The organism is Faecalicatena faecalis (genome assembly GCF_012524165.2).
GTDB lineage: Bacteria > Bacillota > Clostridia > Lachnospirales > Lachnospiraceae > Faecalicatena_A > Faecalicatena_A faecalis.
Genome location: NZ_JABACJ020000020.1, coordinates 18,145 through 38,605 on the forward strand (window position 1 = coordinate 18,145; position 20,461 = coordinate 38,605).

At 44.7% G+C, this 20,461-nt stretch carries 18 protein-coding genes and 1 pseudogene; 12 read left to right on the plus strand and 7 right to left on the minus strand.

Translation table 11 applies throughout. The features are described from left to right. The first annotated feature begins 187 nt into the window (after positions 1-187). The 11 genes and pseudogenes from HGO97_RS17385 to HGO97_RS17435 all read left to right on the plus strand — a co-directional run bounded on the left by HGO97_RS17385 (position 188) and on the right by HGO97_RS17435 (position 11,491). Positions 188-955, plus strand: coding sequence for an ABC transporter ATP-binding protein (locus HGO97_RS17385; protein WP_216244201.1), 768 nt, complete (start codon positions 188-190; stop codon positions 953-955). Further along, the gene (locus HGO97_RS17390) at positions 945-2,972 is read left to right on the plus strand and encodes an ABC transporter permease (protein WP_216244202.1); all 2,028 of its coding nucleotides are present in this window, start codon (positions 945-947) and stop codon (positions 2,970-2,972) included. The genes HGO97_RS17385 and HGO97_RS17390 overlap by 11 nt, the downstream gene beginning before the upstream one ends. Positions 2,973-3,056: 84 nt before the next feature. Then, positions 3,057-3,632, plus strand: a complete 576-nt coding sequence (locus HGO97_RS17395) for a TlpA family protein disulfide reductase (RefSeq protein WP_216244203.1) — start codon at positions 3,057-3,059, stop codon at positions 3,630-3,632. Then, positions 3,625-3,774 carry a CD1871A family CXXC motif-containing protein gene (locus HGO97_RS17400; protein WP_216244274.1) on the plus strand — a complete coding sequence of 50 codons (150 nt, stop codon included), beginning with the start codon at positions 3,625-3,627 and terminating at the stop codon, positions 3,772-3,774. Before HGO97_RS17395 ends, HGO97_RS17400 begins: the two co-directional genes overlap by 8 nt. 45 nt (positions 3,775-3,819) lie before the next feature. Next, the gene (locus HGO97_RS17405) at positions 3,820-4,701 is read left to right on the plus strand and encodes a 4Fe-4S binding protein (RefSeq protein ID WP_216244204.1); all 882 of its coding nucleotides are present in this window, start codon (positions 3,820-3,822) and stop codon (positions 4,699-4,701) included. Positions 4,702-5,036: 335 nt separating this feature from the next. Beyond that, on the plus strand, positions 5,037-5,603 hold the full coding sequence (locus HGO97_RS17410) for a CD225/dispanin family protein (RefSeq protein WP_216244205.1): 567 nt from the start codon (positions 5,037-5,039) through the stop codon (positions 5,601-5,603). A 112-nt stretch (positions 5,604-5,715) separates the two neighbouring features. Then, the gene (locus HGO97_RS17415) at positions 5,716-6,150 is read left to right on the plus strand and encodes a DUF2752 domain-containing protein (protein ID WP_216244206.1); all 435 of its coding nucleotides are present in this window, start codon (positions 5,716-5,718) and stop codon (positions 6,148-6,150) included. Between the two features lie 11 nt (positions 6,151-6,161). Then, positions 6,162-7,555: pseudogene (locus HGO97_RS24445) on the plus strand (MATE family efflux transporter). Between the two features lie 291 nt (positions 7,556-7,846). Further along, on the plus strand, positions 7,847-8,752 hold the full coding sequence (gene pfkB / locus HGO97_RS17425; protein ID WP_216244207.1) for a 1-phosphofructokinase: 906 nt from the start codon (positions 7,847-7,849) through the stop codon (positions 8,750-8,752). Between the two features lie 14 nt (positions 8,753-8,766). Then, complete coding sequence (locus HGO97_RS17430; protein WP_216244208.1) at positions 8,767-10,677, plus strand: PTS fructose transporter subunit IIABC; 1,911 nt, start codon at positions 8,767-8,769, stop codon at positions 10,675-10,677. Positions 10,678-10,747: 70 nt separating this feature from the next. Next, positions 10,748-11,491 (plus strand): DeoR/GlpR family DNA-binding transcription regulator, encoded by a 744-nt coding sequence (locus HGO97_RS17435; RefSeq protein WP_216244209.1) that lies wholly within the window; start codon positions 10,748-10,750, stop codon positions 11,489-11,491. A gap of 156 nt (positions 11,492-11,647) precedes the next feature. Here HGO97_RS17435 and HGO97_RS17440 read toward each other — a convergent pair whose 3' ends face one another. Both HGO97_RS17440 and HGO97_RS17445 read right to left on the minus strand, forming a co-directional pair. Continuing rightward, on the minus strand, positions 11,648-13,258 hold the full coding sequence (locus HGO97_RS17440; RefSeq protein ID WP_216244210.1) for a sensor domain-containing diguanylate cyclase: 1,611 nt from the start codon (positions 13,256-13,258) through the stop codon (positions 11,648-11,650). A gap of 27 nt (positions 13,259-13,285) precedes the next feature. Further along, positions 13,286-13,555, minus strand: a complete 270-nt coding sequence (locus tag HGO97_RS17445; protein ID WP_216244211.1) for a hypothetical protein — start codon at positions 13,553-13,555, stop codon at positions 13,286-13,288. 326 nt (positions 13,556-13,881) lie between these two features. On the opposite strand from HGO97_RS17445, the gene HGO97_RS17450 reads away from it, so the two are divergent. After that, on the plus strand, positions 13,882-14,808 hold the full coding sequence (locus tag HGO97_RS17450; protein ID WP_216244212.1) for a DMT family transporter: 927 nt from the start codon (positions 13,882-13,884) through the stop codon (positions 14,806-14,808). Here the strand turns inward: HGO97_RS17450 and HGO97_RS17455 are convergent. Genes HGO97_RS17455 through HGO97_RS17475 form a run of 5 tightly spaced genes read right to left on the minus strand, consistent with a single transcriptional unit; the run spans position 14,747 to position 20,453 of the window. Beyond that, positions 14,747-16,825, minus strand: a complete 2,079-nt coding sequence (locus tag HGO97_RS17455; protein WP_216244213.1) for a GGDEF/HDGYP domain-containing response regulator — start codon at positions 16,823-16,825, stop codon at positions 14,747-14,749. The two genes, HGO97_RS17450 and HGO97_RS17455, sit on opposite strands and share 62 nt — an antisense overlap. Positions 16,826-16,837: 12 nt before the next feature. Further along, positions 16,838-17,185, minus strand: a complete 348-nt coding sequence (locus HGO97_RS17460) for an Hpt domain-containing protein (RefSeq protein WP_216244214.1) — start codon at positions 17,183-17,185, stop codon at positions 16,838-16,840. A gap of 14 nt (positions 17,186-17,199) precedes the next feature. Then, on the minus strand, positions 17,200-18,012 hold the full coding sequence (locus HGO97_RS17465; protein WP_216244215.1) for a Cof-type HAD-IIB family hydrolase: 813 nt from the start codon (positions 18,010-18,012) through the stop codon (positions 17,200-17,202). 2 nt (positions 18,013-18,014) lie between these two features. Then, positions 18,015-19,385, minus strand: a complete 1,371-nt coding sequence (locus tag HGO97_RS17470) for a UDP-N-acetylmuramoyl-tripeptide--D-alanyl-D-alanine ligase (RefSeq protein WP_216244216.1) — start codon at positions 19,383-19,385, stop codon at positions 18,015-18,017. A gap of 9 nt (positions 19,386-19,394) precedes the next feature. Further along, positions 19,395-20,453 (minus strand): D-alanine--D-alanine ligase family protein, encoded by a 1,059-nt coding sequence (locus HGO97_RS17475; protein ID WP_216244217.1) that lies wholly within the window; start codon positions 20,451-20,453, stop codon positions 19,395-19,397. Between the last annotated feature and the right edge of the window lie 8 nt (positions 20,454-20,461).

Here is a 20,461-nt window from a genome sequence, read left to right on the forward strand (position 1 = left end):
AACCATAACAAAATATTACAGGATTGTAATGTTTCTGTCAGCTAAATGCGTGGTAACTTTTGAGTCAGAATGATAGACTAAGTTCAACAGCAAGAGGTAAGGCAAACAGAACATCGTGAAAAGTTAATAAGAGAAAGACAGAAATAAAATAGAAAATAACAAAGACAGGAAAGGAGAGAGGACAAAAATGAGAACTGTTCTGAGAGTGGAAAATCTGGAGAAATTTTATAAGACAAAAGGCAGCATCACAAAGGCTGTAAATCATATTAACTTTGAGGTCGAGGAAGGGGAATACATTGGAATCATGGGAGCATCGGGAAGTGGAAAGACGACACTTCTAAACTGTATTTCTACGATCGACCATGTAACAGCCGGCCACATCTACATCAATGGTGCGGATGTGACAGAGATGAAAGAAAAGACATTAGCAAAATTCAGAAGGGAGGAGCTGGGATTTATCTTCCAGGACTTCAACCTTCTGGATACACTGACAGGCCGTGATAATATCGCACTGGCACTCTCCATTGTAGGAGAAAAGCCGAAGGTGATAGACAGAAAGGTCAATACGATCGCAAGTGCACTTGGGGTACAGGAGATTATTGATAAGTACCCATATGAGATGTCAGGCGGCCAGAGACAACGAATTGCATGTGCAAGAGCGATTGTTACAAAGCCATCCTTGATTTTGGCGGATGAGCCCACAGGAGCTCTGGATTCCAAATCAGCGGGGATGTTCCTGGAAACACTGGGGATGATGAACACGAAAATGCAGGCGACGATTCTAATGGTGACACATGATGCCTTTACAGCCAGTCATTGTAAACGAATTCTTTTCGTAAAGGATGGAAAGATATTCAGCGAACTGGTAAGAGGTGCAGATACACGAAAAGAGTTTTTTGACAGGATCATGCAGGTAGTTTCTTTATTGGGAGGTGACAAGAGCCATGCTGTTTAAACGCAGGATTTCGAAAAAAGTATTCCGTCAGCTTGCGTCAAAGAATGTGAGAAAAAGTGCTAAGGATTACTTCATCTATTTCTTTACACTGACGTTTGCAGTATGCCTTTTCTATACATTTAATTCCATTGGGGCACAGTTTGCCGCATTTGACATTCCCGATACATTGAACTATCTGTCAGCGGCACAGGGGGCGATGGCGGGTGTTTCCGTATTGGTATGCGCAATCATTGGATTCCTGGTCGTATATGCCAATCGGTTCTTGATGAAACGCAGGAAAAAAGAATTCGGTATTTATTCGATTCTCGGGATGGAAAGAAGAGATATCAGCCGGATTCTGATGAAGGAGACCGTACTGATCGGCGGATTTTCACTTATTGCAGGACTTGTTTTAGGGGTCCTGGCATCTCAGGGCTTGACAATGATCACGTCAAAAATAGCAGGAGTTGGGCTGGCAAGCTATTCATTTATCTTTTCACCGGGGGCAATGGCAGCATCCGTGATTTTCTTCGGACTGATCTTCCTATTCGTACACATTTTCAATGTGAGAGAAATGAAGAAGATGAAACTGATAGATTTGCTTTATGCAGACCGGAAAAATGAGGAGATTCCAGAGGAAAAGAAAAGCGCACTCCTGAAAGGGATTCTTTCGATCATGTTCATAATAGGTGGATATTTGCTGATCCATTTCCTGAGCGACCGCGACCTGTTCAAAATTCTCGGCGCTGGAAGTACCATGATCGGGATAGGGACCATCCTGCTCTTCTTCTCGATAGCTGGAGTATTAATTAAATTTCTAAAGAATAGAAAGAAATTTTATTACAAGGGCTTGAACCTGTTCGTTGTGAATCAGCTTGGGAGCCGCATGAAGAGTACCGGCTTTTCGGTGGCAGTCGTATGTATTCTGATGTACCTTTCTGTATCCATTATGGGAATTGGAATGGGACTGGGACAGAGCTCCATGAGCCTGATTGGGAAGACAGCACCATATGATTTGAGTGTGGAATATTATTTTGATGGGAAAGGGGGAAATGATGCGGCGGTAGAACAGTCTGGAATTAAAAATGAGCTGGAAGCAAAGAATGCCAAGCTTTCCAGCTATATAGGAGAGTCAGAGGAGATCAACTTCTATGTTTCAGAGAATCTGAATATGCAGGAGCTGTTCGGAAAAAGTGCACAGGGAAACCAGAAAATGCAGAAATTATACAAGACGGGTAATGTCTGGTATGTTGGTCTGGATGAATATAATAAGCTTCGGACTTTTCAGGGGAAGGATGCAATCTCTTTAGGAGACGATGAATATGCAATTACCTATAATGAACCGGAAGCGAAGGCGGTACTGGTAAAGTTCGAGGAACAGGGGGATACAACATTATCAATAGGAAACAGTAATTTGAATATGAAAGAAGGGGGGATTTATTCCGCCACATTATATAACATGAATGTATTATCCGATATTGCAACGATTGTCGTGCCACAGAAAGTGACAGAAGGACAGAAGCCGTATATGAGGATCATGGATGCCAATTATGAAGGAAATGCATCAGATGCCTATCATGCTCTGCTGGATGACATGCTGAAAGTAAAAGGTTTTGATTATAGCAGTCAGAAGGATATTCAGATTCAGATTATGTCTGATAAGCTGATGGCCACCTATATCGGAGGATATCTTGGAATCACGTTCCTTGTAACAGCGGGAGCTGTCCTTGCATTACAACAATTGACACAATCAGCAGATAATAAGAAGAGATACAATCTGCTCTACAAGATGGGCGCAGGTGAAAAGGCCATGAAGAAGTCCTTAATGACACAGATGTTATTTTACTTTGGCCTTCCATTCCTGGTCGCAGCGATCCATTCCGGTTTCATCATGGCAGGCGTATACAGAACGATTCCATATCTGACCGGGGCAGATATTGCAAGAAACATCCTTCTTGCATCAGGACTGGCAGTAGTATTGTATGGGATCTATTTCATAACTACGTATTCAGGAAGCAAAAGGATTTTGAAATTATAAGAACTGCAGAAAAAAGTACAGCAAAAAATGTAACAGAAATATAATATGAAAAATAAGAGATTATGAAAGTAGGAGGAAATATAAATGAAAAAAGCAGGAGTGATCGGGATTATATCAGCGATGATTTTAGGGGCACTGGGTGGATGCGGGAAAAAAGCACAGCCTGTCGGTGACGCGAGTGAGGCGAAGTCTGGATTTGCGACGATGGAGACGGTGGATCTGGAACAGAACGAAGTAAATAAGGATATTTTCAAGGAGAATGATCTGACGATGATCAACACATGGGCTACATGGTGCAGCCCATGTGTAGGGGAACTCCCAGAGCTGGAGGAGGTAAATAAGGAGCTTTTGGCAGAAGGGAAGAAGGTTGCAGTCAAAGGCATGGTCATTGAAAGTGAGGGAATTATCAAGCCCGGTCTGTCTGATAAAGAAAGAGGAAAGGTGGAGAAGGTCCTGAAAGAGACGGGTGTTACTTATCAACAGCTTCTCGTATCAGAAGATCTTGCCAATACTGTACTGAGCAGTCAGTCAGTATTCCCGACGACCTATTTTGTTGATAAAGAAGGAAATCTTGTAGGTGAACCTGTTACAGGTTCCCGGGATAAAGATGACTGGAAAAAAATCATTGACGAAAAATTGGGGGAATTAAAGAGTGAATAAATTTATCAAAAGAAATTATGCAGGTCTTATGGTATTCTCTCTTGGAATTGCATTTATTGCAGTAGGTGTCTACCGGGTTGAAATCGGGACTGTATTCATGAAGGCGGCAGCCATATGCCTGGAATGTATCGGAATCGGTTAAGGGGACAAAGAGAAAGACAAAAGAGGACTTTAGAGAGGACAAAATATGGAACTGATTCATAAACTGAGAAAAAATATCCGATTAGTTGTTCAAATCTGCTTTACCGCTCTTACAAATGGATACATCAACGGCTATCTGCAGGGTACGATATATCGGGGGACTGGAAAAAAGTTCTGCGTACCAGGTCTGAACTGTTATTCCTGCCCAGGGGCAGTGGGAGCCTGTCCCATCGGTTCGCTGCAGGCCGTACTCAACAGCAGCCAGTATAAATTTTCCTTCTATATCATAGGATTTTTGATGGCAGTCGGGGCATTTTTCGGAAGATTCGTCTGTGGGTGGCTCTGTCCCTTCGGATTAGTACAGGATTTATTACATAAGATTCCGGGCGTACGCAAGATCAGGAAGGTTCCCGGAGATCGATATTTGAAATATCTGAAATACGTGGTACTTATTGTGTTCGTAATCGTTCTTCCACTGACGATCGTAAATGTAGCAGGTGGCGGTACACCGTGGTTCTGTAAGCTGATCTGTCCGGCAGGGACTCTGCTTGGAGGGATACCGCTGACGATTCTGAATCCAACCTTAAGAAGCGGCCTTGGATTTCTATTCAGTTGGAAGGTACTTGTTTTAATCATCATCGTTGTGTTATCAATCAAGATTTACCGTCCGTTCTGCCGTTATCTCTGCCCCCTGGGCGCGGCATACAGCCTGTTTAATCCGATCGCTCTATATCGGTTTGAGATAGACAAGGATACCTGTACAGGATGCAGGGCATGTCAGAAGGCATGTCCCATGGACCTTCCAGTTCACGAGACACCTAACAGCATGGAGTGTATCCGCTGCGGAAAATGCTTAAAATCGTGTAAGAACCATTCGCTGAAAAGCACATTTTCAAGACAGAATGCAGAGAAAGGAAAGGAGGACTAAGAGAAAATCTGCATGAAATAGAGAGAAGTACAAAAAAAAAGACAGCCAATATCAGGAGAAATTAAAATGATTCCTTATATTGGCTGTTTTGTGTTTGTAAAGATATATGATACGGTCTAATTAGTGAATCCTTGAGGGTGGTGAGGGAGACGTCGAATGAAAGAGTGTTGTGATTGGAGGGAATTAAGGGTATACTATAGATACATTATTATAAAAAACTTCCAAGCCCTTTTAGTTTATGATATGATGAATCTATATAAAATGTAATGTACATATGATCTTCTATATAACAACTAAGTGACGGAAAAGTGAAAAGAAAGAATGAGGGATATTTTATGATTTGCAGGAATTGTAACCAGGTAATTGATGACAACGTAAAGTTCTGTCCATACTGCGGGACACCGCAGACACAGGAGAGTCAGGATAATACTGTACCGCAGAATGCCCCAGCAGACGAGCAGAAGCCAACGATTAAGCAGACTTCATCACAGTACTATTATGAGCAGGAGAATAGAGGTTCCTATCAGCAGGAGAGAAATTATAGCCAAACGGGATACTACGATCAGTCAACGGATTATAATCAGTCGGGCGGCTATGGACAGGCTGGGAACAGCAATCCATATGGGAATACATATCAGGATCCGAATGAGATGATTAATACGACTCCATACCTGGTTTTTGCAATTTTGTCTACAATTTGCTGCTGCATCCCATTGGGAATTCCGGCGATTGTATTTGCCAGCAAGATCGGCAGTGCACAGCAGAGGGGACGTATGGAGGAAGCAAGGAACTGTGCGAATAAAGCAAAGATATTTTCGATCATCGCTGCAGTAGTAGGCGTATTATATTACATTATATGGATCATTTTGGCCGTTATGGGGAATTTTTCTTATTACTATTAAAATACTAGAACAGAAAGATTCATTGCTTTTAGACTGATAATCACAGTGCAGGAAAGGCTGGGACGGTCAGCGAAAGAGAATCAGACAGGGAGTGTACAGCCTGATGAGGCAGATGAAGCAATATATAAAAAAATATTGGACTCTAAGGGCAGCAATACTTTTGAGTATTGCCGTCCTCTTTTTACTGGGTGCAGTATACCTATATGGACATAATCCTGTAGAGGTGCCTTTTATTCCCTGTATTTTTTATAAACTGACAGGGCTGTACTGCCCAGGCTGCGGTGCCGGTCGGGCCAGCTATGCGATTTTACATGGTCAGTTTTACCAGGCATTCAGGTATAATCCCCTGATGATTTTCGTTCTGTTTTTCCTTGCACTTTATTTTACAGCAAGAGGACTGGATTGGTTGATAACGGAAGGCAACCATATTGACAGACATATCCCGGACAAATATTTATACTGGCTTTTGGTGGTAATTCTGATTTATGGTATTATACGGAATATTCCATGTTTTCCGTTCTATTTATTAGCGCCGTGCCAGGTGTGAGGAACAATCGAATGACAAAAGACTTGACGACAGGAAATGTAACAAAAACAATGCTTTTATTTGCCGGCCCTATGATTGTCGGTAATCTTCTCCAACAGTTTTATAACATTGCAGACACTTTGATCGTAGGAAAATTCTTAGGCGCATCGGCGATGGCGGCAGTTGGGACTGCATATACTCTGATGAGTTTTCTGACCTCTATTTTAATCGGTTTGTGTATGGGCAGTGGTTCGCTGTTTTCTTTTTACTTTGGGAAAAAGGACATTTTCAAAATGCAGAGCTGTATTCGAGCATCATTTTTTATGATTGGTGGGATAACGGTCTTTGTCAATGTTCTCTCTTTTTTATTGGTGAATCAGATTCTTTGGCTTCTGCAAATTCCAGACGAACTGATGGATATGATGCGGTTATATGTGCTCATCATATTTATAGGAATTATATTTATATTCCTGTATAATTTTTTCTCTTATTTTCTGAGAGCGCTGGGGAATTCCATCATTCCGTTGCTTTTTTAGGGGCGACCTCAATTTTGAATGTAGTATTGGATCTAATATTTGTCATTGTCTTCCATTGGGGAATCGGCGGGGCGGCTGCGGCAACTGTAATCTCACAAGGAATTTCGGGAATTGGGATTGGTGTTTATGCCTTGGTGAAGGAGCCTTGGCTTCGGGAGTCACTTTTACCGGGAGCGTGGCATAGAAGAGTACAGGCCGCGGCCAGCGAGGGAAAAGAACGTACGGCCCCGGCAAAAGAAGCTTTAAAGGAGGTTGCCAGGTTTTCCTTTGCTGCATCGATTCAACAGTCTGTAATGAACTTTGGAATTCTGGTGGTGCAAGGCTTGGTCAACAGCTTTGGGGTCGCAGTCATGGCAGCATTTACTGCGGCAGTAAAGATTGATTCCTTTGCCTATATGCCGGCACAGGAATTCGGTAATGCCTTTTCTCTCTATGTGTCACAGAACTTTGGCGCGGGAAAAGAGGAACGCGTGCAGACAGGAATCAAACGTGCGCTGGGAGTTTCGATGATATTCTGTATCTTTATATCTGTGGTCGTATTTGGATTAGCGGATAAGCTGATGCTTCTGTTTGTCTCAGCCTCTGAGACAGAGATTATTGGGATCGGAGCAGGATATCTGCGTGTTGAAGGGGCGTTCTACTGTGGAATTGGAATCCTGTTCCTGCTATATGCATTCTATAGAGGAATCAATAAGCCTGAGATGTCTCTGATTCTCACAATTATCTCGCTCGGCACCCGCATACTTCTTGCTTATGTACTTGCACCTATACCGGCTATCGGTGTACTGGGAATCTGGTGGGCGATACCGATCGGGTGGTTCCTGGCAGATATGACGGGAATTCTTTATTGGATCTTGAAAGTCAGAAGGCCGAAAAGTATTTCTGGATAAAAAAAATAAAAGATAGAAATTTTACCCTGTAAAAGGAAGCGATATGAAAAGCCCTTTACAGGGTATTTTTATGGAGTCTGTTTAGGAAAATCTATAATATCCTCTGTATTGAATTGATGTTTATGGAAAATAATAGTATGTAAAGGGTATATAAAGTCAAAATAAATCATATTCAATCAGAATCGTGCAAATGTAACAAAAATGAAAGAGAATATTTGTGAATTAATTTGATTGAATTTGACTGAAAATGATTATATAATAAAAACATCAAAAAGAGCAGGAGGTTATGTGATGATATATACAGTAACTTTTAACCCGTCGCTGGATTATATTGTCTCTGTGGAAGATTTTCGTCTGGGACTGACCAACCGGACCAGTTCTGAATTGATTCTTCCGGGAGGAAAAGGAATTAATGTATCGACAGTTTTGGGTAACCTGGGACTAAAGAGCACGGCACTCGGGTTCGTTGCCGGTTTTACAGGGGAGGAGATCTGCCGGGAGGTAGAAGCATTAGGAATCAAGTCTGATTTTATTCGGATCGAGAAAGGCGTATCCAGGATCAATTTAAAGCTTAGGTCGATTGAAGGTACGGAGATCAACGGACAAGGGCCGGATATCAGTGAAGAGCAAGTGCAGCAGTTGATGGAGAAGTTGGAAGCACTCGAAGCAGGGGACATCCTGGTACTGGCAGGCAGTATTCCTTCGACCATGCCGGATGATATTTACAGCCGTATTATGAAAATGCTGGAGGGAAGAGGTGTCAAAATCGTCGTAGATGCTACCAGAGATCTGCTGATGAAAGTTTTGGAATACCGGCCATTTCTGATTAAGCCGAATAACCATGAATTGGGAGAAATCTTTGATGTAGAACTGACGTCCCGGGAGGAAGTAATTCCCTACGGAAGGAAGCTGCAGGAAAAGGGAGCATTAAACGTGCTCATCTCCATGGCTGGCGAAGGGGCTGTCCTGATTGCGGAGGATGGACAGATATTGGAGTCACCCGCCCCTAAGGGAACGCTGGTCAATGGGGTCGGTGCCGGAGATTCTATGGTCGCAGGCTTCCTGGCGGGATGGCTGAAAAGAAAGGACTTTCGCCATGCCTTTCATATGGGAGTCGCAGCAGGAAGCGCCAGCGCTTTTTCAGAGTATCTGGCAAAAAAGGAAGAGATTGAGACAATCTATCAGACATTAGTTTAGAAAGGGGATTGAATATGAGAATCACAGATTTACTGGATAAGAGAAGTATTTGTCTGGACGGCGCACCAAAGAGTAAGAAGGAAGCCCTGGATCAGATGGTAGAGTTGATGGCAGAGAGTGGGAAAATCAATGATATAGAAGCATATCGCGAGCAAGTCTACGCCAGAGAGGAGGAAAGCACTACTGGTATCGGGGAAGGGATTGCGATTCCTCATGGAAAATGTGATGCTGTGTCCAAGCCTGGACTGGCTGCCATGGTCGTAAAGGATGGAGTCGACTTTGATTCCCTCGATGGCGCTCCGGTGACACTGCTCTTTCTGATCGCGGCACCGAACACAAAGGATAATGTCCACCTGGATGTATTGAGCAAACTCTCGGTCCTGATGATGGATGAGGAGTTTTCTTCTTCCTTGAGGAATGCCCGCACAGTAGAAGAATTTTTAGAAATCATCGATAAGGCAGATGAGGAAAAAAGTGATATTGATGAGCGGCTTGCAGATACAGGATCTGCAGAGGAGTCCCAGATAAAGCTTCTGGCGGTGACCTCATATCCGACTGGAATTGCACATACCTATATGGCTGCGGAAGGAATTGAAAAGGCTGCAAAAGCTAGGAATTGTTTCGTAAAGATTGAGACCAGAGGTTCCGGTGGAGCGAAGAATGTACTGAGTGCACAAGAGATTGCGGACGCAGACTGTATTATCGTGGCGGCAGACGCACAGGTTCCTATGGACCGATTTGACGGGAAAAAGGTCATTGTCTGCCAGGTATCCGATGGAATCAGCAAAGCCGATCAGCTCGTCGAAAGAGCGATTGCCGGGGAGGTGCCGGTCTATCATTCCGCGTCCGGGGCTGCGGTAAAGACAGAGAGTGCAAAGAGCGGGGGTGCAGGACACCGTATCTATACACAGCTTATGAACGGGGTCTCTCATATGCTGCCCTTCGTAGTAGGGGGAGGAATTCTGATCGCGATCGCCTTTTTGATTGATGGTTTGAGTGTTGATATAAATGCACTTCCTGCAGATCAGAGGGCCAACTTCGGTTCGATTACCGAGGCAGCGGCGCTGTTTAAAGGAATTGGAGATACTGCATTTGGATTTATGCTCCCGGTTCTGGCTGGTTTCATTGCTATGGCAATCGGAGACAGACCGGCATTGGCTGTGGGATTCGTGGGAGGAATGATTGCTTCTGGCGGAAAATCTGGATTTTTAGGAGCCTTGGCAGCAGGCTTTATGGCAGGATATCTGATTGTAGGACTGCGTAAGCTCTGCGATAAGCTGCCTGATGCGTTGGAGAAGATTGCTCCGGTACTGATTTATCCGGTGGTCGGTATTCTGATCATGGGGCTTGCCATGAATTTTGCTGTAGAACCAATCATGGGAGGAATCAATACCGGACTCAACGGAGCATTGAATCACATGGGCGGTACCAGTAAGGTCGTACTTGGCCTGGTTCTCGGTGGTATGATGGCAATTGATATGGGTGGTCCTTTCAATAAAGCGGCATATGTATTCGGAACTGCTTCCATTGCAGCAGGAAACTATGATATAATGGCAGCAGTAATGGTCGGAGGTATGACTCCGCCGTGTGCGATCGCTCTTGCGACACTGCTGTTCAAGAACCGTTTTACAAAGGAAGAGCGTCAGACGGGACCGACGAACTTCATTATGGGGCTTGCATTTATTACTGAGGGTGCGATTCCTTTTGCAGCTTCCGATCCGCTCCATGTCCTTCCGGCTTGTATTATCGGCTCTGGTGCGGCAGGGGCATTGTCCATGCTGTTCAACTGTACATTGATGGCACCTCATGGCGGGATTTTTGTATTCCCTGTTGTGGGAAATGCACTTATGTACCTGCTGGCATTGGTCGTTGGAACTGTAATCTCGGCGGTATTGCTTGGAGCATTCAAGAAAAAAAGAGCATAGACAGACGAAAAAGATCCGAAAGGGTCTTTTTCGTGCATCATGAAGGCCGATTTGGAAGGAGAGAAGAAGCATGTTGACAGAACAGAGATATGAACTGATTTTAAAGCTTTTGGAGGAAAAAAAGAGTATTACCGTGTCAGAGGTAAAAGAGATAATCCACACTTCCGAATCGACCGTCCGCCGGGACATTACAGCATTGCACCAGGCCGGAAAGCTGGTCAAGGTATTCGGCGGAGCAATCGCAGCGGACCATACCCTGATGGCAGAAGAACCTACTGTGGCGCAAAAGGTAGAGGTACATAAGGATGAAAAGCAGCGAATCGCTCAATATGCGGCCTCTCTGGTGACAGCGGAGGATTTTGTGTATCTGGATGCAGGGACCACGACCGGGCGTATGCTGGATTATTTAGAAAAGTCTGAAGCTACATTTGTAACCAATGCGGTAGCTCATGCCCAGGCATTAGCAGCTGCGGGATTACGGGTTTTCCTGGTAGGCGGCGAACTAAAGGCTTCCACAGAGGCGGTTGTCGGGAATCAGGCAATGCTCACTTTGAAGAACTATCATTTTACAAAGGGGTTCTTCGGTACCAACGGAATCAGTCGGAAGGCAGGCTTTACGACCCCGGATGCCAATGAAGCACTGATTAAAAAGACAGCAATGGAGCAGTGCCAGAGACGTTATGTCCTGGGCGATGCATCTAAGTTCGGTAAGGTCAGTGCCGTCACATTCTCCGACTTCCAGGATGCAGAAATCGTGACGGAGAGCCGGGTAGAAGGATATAGTGACTGTGAGAATATCACGGTAGTGCCATAAGAGGTCTTATTTCTATTCGTTTACGTTTCTATGAATCGTTTCTATAAACATGAAAACCGTACCAGATGGATCGTTAAATGATCCATAGGTACGGTTTGTTGTTTTCTAATTCCATTCCTGATTAAAATTAGAATGTAGGTCTCTTCTCTGCCCGATTCATGCCGGTCTGGAGCTTGCAAATCCACCGTCATGCGATTGCTTGGCTTCATACAAGGCTTCATCTGCCTCTTTGGCAAGTGCAGCATAATTGTCTCCGCGCCGCGCGATGACAGCGCCAGAAGAGAGGGTGATGGCTGGAAGATTGCGCTTGGCAGCTTCTTCTGCCATTGTGTGGTTGATATCCTGCATAATCCTGTCGGCAACGGTGTAGTCATTGGTCTTCGAAACGAAGATGGCAAATTCATCACCATGCAGGCGGGACGCGAGGTCAATGGTACGGATACGTCCGACAATCATCTGTGCGGAGAGCTTGATTACTTCATCCCCGATGGAGTGTCCATAATTATCATTCACGGCCTTAAAGTGGTCGCCGTCAATCATGATCAGGATTCCGCTTTCGTCAGATCCCATGGAATTGAGGATGCTTGAGACTCCTCTTTGGAAGGAGGCAAAATTCATCAGTCCGGTCAGATCATCAATCGCAGCCGCCTTTTGTGCAGCGGAAAGAGCAATCTCTAAACGCTTCTGTGTCTGCCCAAGCTCCACATAGGCCTGATGCAGTTCCTTATTTTTCTGACTCTTAATAACACGGCCAAAAAGATAGATTAAAAGCAGCTCCATAATCAAAAGTGGTATGAGCCAGACCTGAACAGTATCCTTTAGCATGGAAAGAACAGGAACAAGAACGAGAAAATGATAATCCTCTCCATTTAAAAGATATCCATAATAGCTTTTGGAGCCAAGCTTCATTTTCATGACCTTTTCGGGACTTCCTGAAAGTGCGGTAAATTCCTGACCAAATTCCTGCTGGAAGGAATAAAAGGCATCCAGGGAATCCATCTGCTCTTTTAATTTATCCTTCTCAGTATCAGTAATATCACCTGCATTTTCGTAGGCATCCTGTGCATCCTTCAAGGCAGCGGCGGTCTCATCCAGCGTATTATAAAGGACACCGCCCAGATAATTTTCATTCGTACTGCCGACAATTGTCCCATTGTTATCAAAGATCATCATCTGTTCCTGGTCATAGGTCTTCAACGTAGTGACCAGATTCTGAATATCCCCCATCTTGATATCATAGGCAAATACAGTCTCATTATCCGGCTGGAGCTGTGATATGGTAGACAGGATATAATGGTTCGCATAACTCATATATGGAGGTGTGAATACGATCTCTCCATTCCCTGCTTCTGCTGCTTTATACCAAGGACGTTCTGTTGCAACATATCCGGTGCTTTCATATTGGGAGTAAGGTGTATCCCAGCTATAGAGGTAGCGGCCCTTATAATACATATAAAGACCATCGTAAGTGTCACCTTCGATTTCCAGCATTTTAGAATCCACCGTCTTTAGATAATCCCAGATATAATCCGGGTCGGGATGATTCTTGATCTCCCGGGTCAGCATATAGGAAAATAGTTCAAAAGAGTGGGTATAGTTATCCATGACATCCTCTGCTTTCTCCATGGAAAGCTCGGTGTGGGAATTCAGGCTTTTGCTGATATATGAGTTTTCCTTCTTGTAAATAATGAATATGCCGATGATATTAACGATTAAAAATACTGCTGCGTACCATAAGTGGACTCTCCGTTTCCTGTCAGTTTCCATACCCCGCCCTCCTGAAAGTGATTCGTGTTATTTTTTGAACATATTTTGTATTTCTATTACATTTGGTTTTCCAGTTGACTCGGATAGCTGAACACTTACGGACGCTTTCGGGGCCTTTCTGCTGGCTTCTGCTTCTTCGGGGGTGGCATATAATCGGTCTTCCTGGAGCTTCATAGCACCACATGAACCAATTAGCTGCACGATATAAGTGGTCCCCTGCTTGCTGACAACCTTTACCTGTGTGGGACGCGGGTTATCTTCTAAGATGTAACATGTATCACCACGTTTATATGGCATAATCTCACCTGCTTTCTATTTGTAAAGTACTGAATTTAAAACTAATACATCATAATATCAGACTGACAGGACTGATTGCATTCTAATAGATGATGTATCAGTGTCAACAGCAGGTATTCCTGTCTGCATAATGGGCATCAGACAGCTTTGCTGTATTTAGTTTATACTCGTATTTATTATACAATACTCGCGGGCATAACGTCAATGCAGGCGGAGAAAGGAATCGAAAATAGTCGTTTATTTCCGCCCTGGAAAAAGTTGAAAGAAAATGATATACTTGACAATACATGAGAAAAATCACATAAGAATGAAGGATGGATTGAGAAATGAGTGCAAAAGTGAAAAATGATGGTATGCTTGTTCTGACGGCGCTAATCTGGGGAAGTGCTTTTGTAGCACAGAGTGTCGGGATGGACTATATCGGCCCCTTTACTTTTAATTCCCTGCGGTGTTTGCTTGGAGGTCTGGTACTTCTTCCGGTCATCTGGTTCATGGGAAGAAGGAAGTCAACCGAACAGTCAGAAGAGAGCACAGATGGAAGCAGGGCAGATAAGAAGACCCTGTTGATCGGCGGAATCTGCTGTGGTCTTGCCCTTGCGGCAGCAAGCTCCCTGCAGCAGATCGGTCTGGTCTATACCAGTGCCGGAAAAGCTGGCTTTATTACCGCCCTATATATTCTGATCGTGCCGCTCCTTGGACTCTTTCTTGGCAAAAAGGTCGGTATCAAGATATGGGCAGGAGTCGGTCTTGCGGTCATTGGGATGTATTTTCTGTGCATCAAGGAGGGCTTTTATATCTCTTACGGAGATTTTCTGGTCGTCATCTGCGCGTTTATCTTTTCGCTGCATATTCTGCTGATTGATTATTTTTCTCCGAAGGTGGACGGAATCAAGCTGTCCTGTATTCAATTCTGGATTGCTGGTGTGGTCTGTGCAGTCCCGATGGTCCTCTCGGAGAGGCCAAAGCTGGAAGCGGTGCTTTCTGCTTATGCGCCTCTTATCTATGCAGGTGTGTTATCCTGTGGTGTGGCCTATACGCTGCAGATTATTGCACAAAAAAATACGGATCCCACTGTGGCTTCTTTGATCTTGAGCCTGGAATCCGTATTTGCAGCCTTAGCTGGCTGGGTAATCATACACGAGACACTGTCATCAAAAGAATTATTTGGCTGTCTGCTCGTATTTGCTGCAATTATTCTGGCGCAGCTCCCTGAAAAGCGTAACGCATGGAGCCGTCAGGATGATAGAGGGTAAAGCAGTTCTTGCCATTGTGCTTGGAGGTGTGTAAAGCTTCACTCGCATGTGTGAATAATTCCTCATAGGTCGGTCCGTTCTGTGGAAAAACAGAGGCACCGATGCTGATGGTATATTCTAGGCCCTGATAGCATTGCTTTAAGGCCACGGAAAGCATACGGCAGTACATCATCGTGATTTCTTCTGAGGCTATCTCACGAAGATAGATCAGGAATGTATTGCCTCCTACCCGGGCAGCGATATCCATCCTGCGGATATTATTTTCTGTGAGCCTTGCAACATGCTTGAGGATCTGGTCGCCAAAGAGGTGACCATTCTGTTCATTCAAAGCCCTGAAATTGTCCAGATCGAAGAGGATCATTACCCCTGGGGAATCCTGAGAGCCTTCCAGAGTCTGGGTAATCAGCTTTTTCGCAGAGAACTGATTATAAAGGTTAGTCAGAGAATCCTTCTGTGCAAGTGTTTCCAGACGTTTTCCTTCCATTGTCTGTCTGTGGATATTGGAAATCCTCCCCACACAGCTATATAGCTGGCTATTCTGGCTGTCAACAGCCCAAAGGGTCCTACCGATTATCTCATACCATTCCTTAGCACCGTCCGCCTTAGTCAAAAGCAGTTTCATCTGAAAGGTAGGAGATTCTGGAGAGGAATTAAAAACATGTTCTTTCAGTTTTTCAAATGCCTGCTGATCAAGTTTGCCTTGTAAATTTTCATATTTTAAAAAATCTGTAATAATGGTAGGAATACTGAATTCTGCCTGACAGCGGTCAGAAAAGGTGACTGCATCTGTATTAAAATCATATTCGAACAAGACCTCATCAGAGATGGAAGTAAGGAATTGATATTTTGTCCGCTCCTGTTCTAAAAGAAAGAGTGTCTTATCGGATAATTTAACACCCTTTTTCTGTACCAGCTCCTGGGAAAGCTGGTTGACATTGAAAAGATGTCCCGGATCTTTGCTTCTGAGCCTTACGGCTTCATCCAGATGGTCAGATACTTCTTTCAGGCATTCTATCAATTTTGGATTGAACATTCCGCACTCACCATTTAAAATCATCTCGATTGCCTTTTCGTGAGAGTAGGCAGGTTTGTATACGCGTTCGCTTACGAGTGCATCATACACGTCGGCAAGAGAAACAATCTGTGCGGCAATCGGAATCTCATCCTCTTTGAGGTGATCTGGATATCCATTGCCGTCCCAACGCTCATGATGCCAGCGGCAGATCTGTCTCGCATATTTGACCAGCTCCTCGTCATTTCCAAATCTCAGATTATCCAGCATTCCAGCTCCAAGTGCTGAGTGGGTCTTCATAATCTCGAATTCCTCTTTGGTCAGTTTACCTGGCTTGTTGAGTATCTCTTCAGGAATCTCGATCTTTCCGATATCATGCAGAGCGGCAGCGTTAGAAATCAGGGCAATGTGTGATTCTGCCATGTCATATTCCTGATAGCGTTTTCGGAGCGCTTCCATCAAAATCTCGGTGATGATGCGGATTCGAATGACATGCAGCCCGGATTCTCCGTTTCGGAATTCAACAATGGTACTCAAGATATTGATCATAAGTGCATTATTGCTTTCCTTTTCAATCACCTGCTCTTTGACGAGAGATTCTAATTCCTTCTGTTTGGAGTACAGGATAATAGTGTTTTTTACACGCTGTGTGACGATGATCGGGTCAAAAGGGCGGCTGATATAATCAACAACGCCGAATTCATAGCTTTTTTCAATATACTCAGCCGAATTCTCAGAAGATATAATGACAACGGGAATGGTCTCGTGCCAATGGTTCTTCTGCATGATGGCCAGCACATCGAACCCGGTCATCTCGGGCATGAGCAGGTCTAATAAAATCAGGGAGATAGAAGCATCATTCTTTTTTAAAATTTCAATTGCTTCTTTGCCGTTACTGGCCTCGACGATGTGATAATCCTCCTGTAATATGTCCGCCAGAACACAGCGGTTGAGTTCTGCATCATCTACGATCAGAATGGTCTTCTTTTGTACCATGCTTTCCATTTATTTGCTCCTTTATTGTAGCAGATTACGGATGGTGTTATATTCGGTCATGAGTTTTTCGTATTTCTCATCTACAATCGTATTGTCTTTGGGGGTATCATTGCGCAGATATTCGGTCAAACTGGATGCTGCATCTGCAAGGGGGCTCAATTCCAGATTCAGAGCCAGACCTTTGATGGTATGGGCAGCGCCAAAAAGCTGCTGATAGTCTCCGTTCTCTTTGGCTTCTGCCAGAAGAATGAAGGTCTGATCCTTGAGGAAGAGTTTTAGATATTTCTCAATCAGGTCTTCTCTGCGCAGTCTTCTCAATACCGTATTATAGTTAACACCAATCGCTTTGTAGAAATTTTGAAGGTCCATTTTAACACTCCCCATTATTCCATCATAAATTTTTCGATTACATATAAAATTCCGTCTTCATCATTAGAGCGGGTAATGAAATCGGCACTGTCTTTTACAATCGGCTGTGCATTTTCCATGGCGACACCAAGACCGGCATATTCAATCATGGATAGATCATTATACCCGTCCCCGCAGCAGATCATCTGGTCTGCGGTCAGTCCGATGCTGTTGAGCAGCTTCTGAAGGGAGTATGCTTTATCAATATTCTGGGGCATGATCTCCAGAAAATAAGGCTCTGACCGGTAGATATTCAGCAGCTTATGGAAGTGCTTTTTCAGAACCTCCATTGCCTTCTCAATGACAGCAGGATCACCGGTGACCAGAAGCTTGTTGACGGGAAAGGTCAGATGTCCGATAAAATCATCTATCTGCACGACCGGCATTTTATTTATGTACGACTCCTTTTTGGTATACTCATTGCAAGCGATGCCAGAAAGGATATCAGGTCCCTCGTAAGTCAGAACATCAAGCTCAGGAAAGGAGCAGACGATGTCGTAAACGGGTCTTAAGACCTCATTTGGCAGCGTCTTGTTGTAGATGATCTGTCCGTCTGAGCATTGTGTGATTCGTGCACCGTTGAAGGATAGGATATAGCTTCCATATTCCCCAAGTCTTAATTCTTCTGCAAGCGGGAGGACGCCATTGATGGGACGCCCGCTTGCCAACACGACCTTCTTCCCTTCCTTTTGGATTTTAATCAGAGCTTCCTTGGTAGGAGGCGTAATTTTTTTCTCGGAGTTGGTCAGTGTACCATCCAAATCCAGAACCAGCATTTCGTATTCCATAATTACCTCGTCTTCAATGCTTCTACGAGTTCCGGGAATTCCATCCCGTGAGAAGCCTTAATTAAAATGGTATCTTTTTCTTGGATCAGAGAATCTACATTTTTCAGGAAATCTGCTTTTGTCTCATAGTGGTAGATCTCCATTGCCGTCTCTTCGGAGGCAGCCCCGCGGGCAATCTCTTCGGCCAGGTCTCCAATGCAGATAAGAAGGCTGATCCCAGCCTTTGCGGCATATTGACCGACTTCGTAATGCATTTCGCGTTCCTTTGCTCCTAATTCGAACATATCTCCCAGGATGGCCGCGGTACGTCCTTCTGCCTGGGAGAGTACATCCAGCGAAGCCTTCATGGATGCAGGGTTTGCATTATAACAGTCGTCGATGAGCGTCAGATGACTGGTCTCAATCAGGTTGTTCCGGCCGGCCAGAGGGACTAAGGCTTCTATTCCCTGTTTGATCTCTGCATCTGTCATCTCCAATATACGTCCGACAACAAGAGCGGCGAGTGCATTATAGACCATATGTGCTCCCGGGATCGAAATATGTGCGTAAAACTCGGAATCCGGTGTGCAGAAGAGGGCGGCTGTCCCCTTTAAGCCCAGGTTCTCAATATTTTCTGCATAATACCGACATCCAGGGTCAAGTCCGAAGAAAATCGGATCGATCCGGTTGGCAGGTGTCACAGTTGAAAGCATATCATCATCCCCATTCAGGACGATGCTTCCTTCTGGATTCATATAAAGGAACATTTCCGTCTTTGCTTTTAAAATCCCTTCGCGGGACTTCAACTGTTCCAGGTGGGCACAGCCGATATTTGTGATGACACAGATGTCGGGTCTCGCGATCTTGGCCAGGCGTTCCATCTCACCGAAATCGCTGATTCCCATCTCCAGCACGGCGACCTCATGCTCCTCACGAATATTGAAGATCGTTAGAGGCAGACCAATCTCATTATTAAAATTCCCTTCTGTTTTCAGGACCTTATACTTTTGACCGAGAACAGAGGCAATCATTTCTTTGGTACTTGTCTTCCCGACGCTGCCGGAGATTCCGACGACCTTAATATGAAGGGAACGGCGGTAATGTTCGGCGATATCCTTTAAAGCCTGAACGCAGGAGTTGACCATAATATATGGATAAGAAGCATTCTCGATGCGTTTTTCTGAAACCGCACAGAGTGCACCGTCGTGGATGGACTGCGGGATGAACATATGTCCGTCGACCCGTGCTCCTCTGATTGCGACAAAAAGGCAGTCCTTTTCGATCTTGCGGCTGTCAATGGTCACACTGCTGACCTCTTTATAATAACTTTCTTCATCGCCGTAATAAATGCCTCCGCAGGCAACGGCGATTTCCTTCAATGTCATATTTCTCATGGTGTACTCCTATTTTTGATATCTTGCTTCCAGTGATTTCTGGATAATCAGTTCACATAAATCTCCATATTCGATGCCGACAGCTTTGGCTTCCTTTGGAAGAAGGCTGGCAGCAGTCATTCCAGGAAGAGTATTCATCTCCAGGCAATACAGATTCCCATCATCATCCAGAAGGAAATCGGCACGGCTGTAAACGTTGAGCTTTAGTGCATGGAAGGCTTTGACAGTCAATTCCATCATACGGTCGGAGATCTCTTTGCTGATATTGGCAGGGCAGACCTCGTCAGTCGCGCCATCCTGATATTTATTAGCATAGTCAAAAAATCCGGTCTTCGGTATGATCTCGATCGGCGGAAGAGCCTTGCCGTCGATGACACCGCAGGCGAACTCACGGCCCTTGATATAATCCTCGATCACAACCTCATCCTCATATTTAAAGGATTTCTCCAATGCAGCTTCATATTCTTCCTCTGTATTTACAATATAAACGCCGATACTGGAACCACCGGAACAGGGCTTTACGACAAGAGGAAGAGTCAGTCCGAGCGCATCCAGGGAGTGCTCCTTCTGCTTTTGGTGGAGGCAGACACCTGCGGGGGTATCAATCCCTTTCTGCAAGAATACCTGCTTGGTGAAGCCTTTGTCCATGGCGACCGCACAGCCCAAGGAATCAGGGCCTGTATATTTGATGCCTAACAGGTCAAAAGTAGCCTGCAGCTTACCATTCTCGCCCTCACCTCCGTGGAGTCCAAGGAAAGTAATATCTGCCATGCGGCACAGCTCGATGACATTCGGTCCCAGGAAGCAGTCTGACTGGTCTGGACGTGAAGCCTTGACAGCCTCGATATCCGGTTCTGATGTACTGATATTCTTTGCAATCTCAAGTCCATGGCCCGGCAAGGTAAATACTTCCTCCAGCTTCTCCGGGTCATATGGAAAGCCCAGGAATACATCCAACAGGAAAGCATCATGTCCTTTTTCCAGCAAGGTCTTACAGATTCCGGCACTCGAAGAAAGTGAAACATCACGTTCTGTACTGAGCCCTCCGGCTAAAACAATAATTCTCATAACAAAAA

Excerpts from the sequence above, each read along its gene's own strand:
- HGO97_RS17460 (WP_216244214.1), bottom strand. The coding sequence starts at position 17,185 with ATGGACCTTCAAAATTTCTACAAAGCGATTGGTGTTAACTATAATACG.
- pfkB (WP_216244207.1), top strand. The coding sequence starts at position 7,847 with ATGATATATACAGTAACTTTTAACCCGTCGCTGGATTATATTGTCTCT.
- HGO97_RS17455 (WP_216244213.1), bottom strand. The coding sequence starts at position 16,825 with ATGGAAAGCATGGTACAAAAGAAGACCATTCTGATCGTAGATGATGCA.
- HGO97_RS17435 (WP_216244209.1), top strand. The coding sequence starts at position 10,748 with ATGTTGACAGAACAGAGATATGAACTGATTTTAAAGCTTTTGGAGGAA.
- HGO97_RS17410 (WP_216244205.1), top strand. The coding sequence starts at position 5,037 with ATGATTTGCAGGAATTGTAACCAGGTAATTGATGACAACGTAAAGTTC.
- HGO97_RS17390 (WP_216244202.1), top strand. The coding sequence starts at position 945 with ATGCTGTTTAAACGCAGGATTTCGAAAAAAGTATTCCGTCAGCTTGCG.
- HGO97_RS17475 (WP_216244217.1), bottom strand. The coding sequence starts at position 20,453 with ATGAGAATTATTGTTTTAGCCGGAGGGCTCAGTACAGAACGTGATGTT.
- HGO97_RS17415 (WP_216244206.1), top strand. The coding sequence starts at position 5,716 with ATGAAGCAATATATAAAAAAATATTGGACTCTAAGGGCAGCAATACTT.
- HGO97_RS17445 (WP_216244211.1), bottom strand. The coding sequence starts at position 13,555 with ATGCCATATAAACGTGGTGATACATGTTACATCTTAGAAGATAACCCG.
- HGO97_RS17470 (WP_216244216.1), bottom strand. The coding sequence starts at position 19,385 with ATGAGAAATATGACATTGAAGGAAATCGCCGTTGCCTGCGGAGGCATT.
- HGO97_RS17405 (WP_216244204.1), top strand. The coding sequence starts at position 3,820 with ATGGAACTGATTCATAAACTGAGAAAAAATATCCGATTAGTTGTTCAA.
- HGO97_RS17385 (WP_216244201.1), top strand. The coding sequence starts at position 188 with ATGAGAACTGTTCTGAGAGTGGAAAATCTGGAGAAATTTTATAAGACA.
- HGO97_RS17450 (WP_216244212.1), top strand. The coding sequence starts at position 13,882 with ATGAGTGCAAAAGTGAAAAATGATGGTATGCTTGTTCTGACGGCGCTA.
- HGO97_RS17395 (WP_216244203.1), top strand. The coding sequence starts at position 3,057 with ATGAAAAAAGCAGGAGTGATCGGGATTATATCAGCGATGATTTTAGGG.
- HGO97_RS17440 (WP_216244210.1), bottom strand. The coding sequence starts at position 13,258 with ATGGAAACTGACAGGAAACGGAGAGTCCACTTATGGTACGCAGCAGTA.
- HGO97_RS17430 (WP_216244208.1), top strand. The coding sequence starts at position 8,767 with ATGAGAATCACAGATTTACTGGATAAGAGAAGTATTTGTCTGGACGGC.
- HGO97_RS17465 (WP_216244215.1), bottom strand. The coding sequence starts at position 18,012 with ATGGAATACGAAATGCTGGTTCTGGATTTGGATGGTACACTGACCAAC.